Consider the following 3,179-nt stretch of genomic DNA (forward strand, 5'->3'; position numbering starts at 1 on the left):
GAGCAGGCGAATGCCGCTCCGAGACAATTTTCCACCACTCGTTTCACGAAACTTCTCCACAGACTGATTTACGCCACGCCTCAACCATCATCCCGAACCGCCGGTTCGGGATGGGTCACCGTCAAACAAGGAAATTGGAGATCCATCCCGATCGCGTCGGGATGGCACGATGCGCCTAAGGCAGGACGTGCTGGGTCACCCTCCAGTCGGGCAGACCATAGCCACCCAGCCACGGCCACACTTCCTTCTGGTTGAAGTAGACGACCGAAGTCAGCGCCGGAAACTCCGCATAGGACTTGCGCGAATCCTCTTGCCACTTCGAGACATAGTCCTGCTTTCCGACATAGCCGAGTTCCGCCACCACGATCGGCTTGTTGAAACCCGCGACGCGATCATAGCCGGGCTTGAGCGTCTCTGCGAAGTTACGGTCCCGACCGGTCTCATCATTGTCCTTCTTCTGGAGGCCGAACACCGACAACCCGATCACATCGACGTAATTGTCTCCGGGATAGTACTTTTCCAAGCCTTCCGCGCCCTTTGGCGACCACATGTATTTGGCCGCGGGAGCGACCTTGCGGCAGACATCGACTTCGCGCTGGTAGGCGGCGATCCAGTCCTTGGGGGCCCAGTTGGCCCAGGTGAAGCGGCCGTTGGTGTCTTCCATTTCCTGCGCCCAGCGAATGGTCACCGGGCTCTTCATCTGTCCCACCAGGCCGCAAATTGCCTGCATGTTGGCGTCATATTTGCCGCTCAAAATGCCGTCGCGCAATTCGGGCGGGGTGATGCGCCAATCCTTCGACCAGGTCCATGGCTCGATGGTGATCAAAAGCGAACGGCCACGCTGCTGCGCATAGGCGTCGGCCAGCGGAAGCGTCGAGAGGTCAACGTCCTCCCAAGGCAAGAACAGCTCCTCAATGGAGGCAGTCTTGTCGGCGCTGAAATCACCATAGGGGTCATAGGAGCCGAACACCGAAGCGGCGGAGCTCGTCTTCACAGGGTCCGTCCCCGCGGGAGAGCCTGCTGCCGCCGGAAAAGCAAGACTTGCGCCCAGGATGAGTGCTGACGCGGCTGTAGTTGCTGTGAAGTATTTCATAGTCGACCTCCCATCGCCTCAATCTCCAGCGGAGCTTGAAACTTCGCCATGTCGTTTCGACAGCGATCGATACGACAAACCCAAATTCATCGAGCCTATCGACGTGATCTGTGGGGTTTCAGAGCGACTGTGGACTGGCGTGCTTGCGCAAGGCCATCCATCAAGTGGTCTCCCGAGGCGCCGGTACGATGGAAGCCTACGGGAGAAAGTTCGCCGCGATACTCACAAATTCGCGCCAACATTCCCGATGCATTATCCAGTCCTAATATAAGAGCTTATGCATGCCGCGAGTCAAGCGCAATTAACGGATACTTAACCTAGTTGTTGCCAGCATGGTTAACGAGTGGGGTCGATCGGGTCCAGGTTGTCTGTTGGCTTGCTGCTGAGGATAGAGATCCAGCAACCCGTGTCCCAGGTGAAGGTCTGACCGCACGCATTCAAAACGCCGTCGATTCAAAGTGTTAGGTTAACCAGTTCTCAAGAGTCTTGGTTAACGAACGCTTAATTCTGTTGACTCTGTTTGAGCGCGAGCTGATTCTGTCCGGTGGTTGAAGGCTGTGTGCCATCGTTCGGCCACAGCCCGAACAGGCGGCGGGTAGTAGTATGAGTGATTCTGCGCAAGCCGGCGTCGTCGGCAATATGATGTCATCGCGCCGGTCGAAGACTGCCGGACCCATGCCGGCGGGCGAGGCGCCTTTTCTGGTGCCGGCCTTGTCGCCAGCTCAACAACGGGTTTGGGCGCTGGGCTTGGTTCTATGGCTCTTCACCCTCATAATTTTCTGGGTCTGGTGGTTGCAGCCCGACCACATCGAGCACGTGGTCCCTTATATTTTCGTGACGCTTACTTTCGTGTGGCTGACGCTGATGCCACTCTTTTTCTTCCCCAATGTGCATGCGTCGAAAAAACCGTCCAAGCTGCGCACGGTCCCACAGGGATCGCGAGTCGCCATGGTGGTAACCAAGGCACCGTCCGAGCCGTTCGTCGTGATCGAGCGCACGCTGGAGGCGATGCTCGCGCAGGACTATCCGCATGACACCTGGCTGGCCGACGAAGATCCTTCCGAGGAGACTGTTCACTGGTGCGAAGCCCACAATGTGCTGATTTCTACGCGCCGCGGGCGCGACGACTATCATCGCAAGACATGGCCGCGCAGGACCCGCTGCAAGGAAGGCAATTTAGCCTTTTTCTACGACCACTACGGCTATCAGCGCTACGACTTCGTCGCCCAGCTGGACGCCGACCATGTGCCGACGCCGAGCTATCTCAGGGAAATCCTCTATCCCTTCGCCGACCCTGCGGTGGGCTATGTTTCGGCGCCGAGCATTTGCGACATGAACGCCGACGAAAGCTGGGCCGCGCGGGGCCGGCTGTTTCCTGAGGGAATGCTCCACGGGCCGCTGCAGTCCTGCTATACCAACAATGGGACGCCGCTCTGCATCGGTTCGCACTATGCGGTGCGAACTCAAGCGCTGATGCAGGCGGGCGGTCTTGGCCCGGAACTGGCCGAGGATCACTCGACAACCATGCTGTTGATCGCAGCCGGATGGCGCGGCGTGCACGCAATTGATGCCATCGCGCATGGCGACGGACCTCAGAGTTTTGCCGATTTTGTCACACAGGAATTCCAGTGGTCGCGCAGCCTGGTGACCATCATGCTCGAATACTCGCCGACCTACCTGCCGAGGATGACGGCGCAGGCGAAATTCCAGTTCCTGTTCCGCCAGCTCTGGTATCCGCTGTTGGCTGGGTTTTCCCTCCTGATGTATGCCATGCCGATATACGCGCTTCTTTCTGGCGAGACGTTCGCCAATGTGACGTATGTCGACTTCCTCATCCACTATGGGCCGAATGCGGCATCTCTGATCGTGCTGGTGATGTTGCTGAAGGCCTTTGGTCTGTCGCGCCCGCTCACCGCCAAGACGATCAGCTGGGAAGGAACGCTGGTCGCTTTCCTGGCGCGCTGGCCGTGGGTCCTGGCAGGCACGCTCTCGGCGGTCCGCGACCATATTACGAAGTCGTTCATCGATTTCCGAGTTACGCCAAAGGGCAGCGGTCCGAAAAACCTTCTGCCCACCCGCGTCGTTG

General features: G+C 58.5%; 2 protein-coding genes. One reads left to right on the forward strand and one right to left on the reverse strand.

All coding sequences use genetic code 11. The features are described from left to right. Positions 1–175: 175 nt before the first annotated feature. Entirely contained in the window at positions 176–1,093 is a 918-nt protein-coding gene (locus tag EN935_RS28435) for a glycoside hydrolase family 26 protein (RefSeq protein WP_109662852.1), read from the reverse strand. A gap of 642 nt (positions 1,094–1,735) precedes the next feature. On the opposite strand from EN935_RS28435, the gene EN935_RS28440 reads away from it, so the two are divergent. After that, the coding region (locus tag EN935_RS28440; protein ID WP_245489073.1) for a cellulose synthase catalytic subunit at positions 1,736–3,179 on the forward strand (1,444 nt) is incomplete at its 3' end.

Origin of the sequence: Mesorhizobium sp. M7D.F.Ca.US.004.03.1.1 (genome assembly GCF_003998635.1) — a bacterium.
GTDB classification, from domain to species: domain Bacteria; phylum Pseudomonadota; class Alphaproteobacteria; order Rhizobiales; family Rhizobiaceae; genus Mesorhizobium; species Mesorhizobium loti.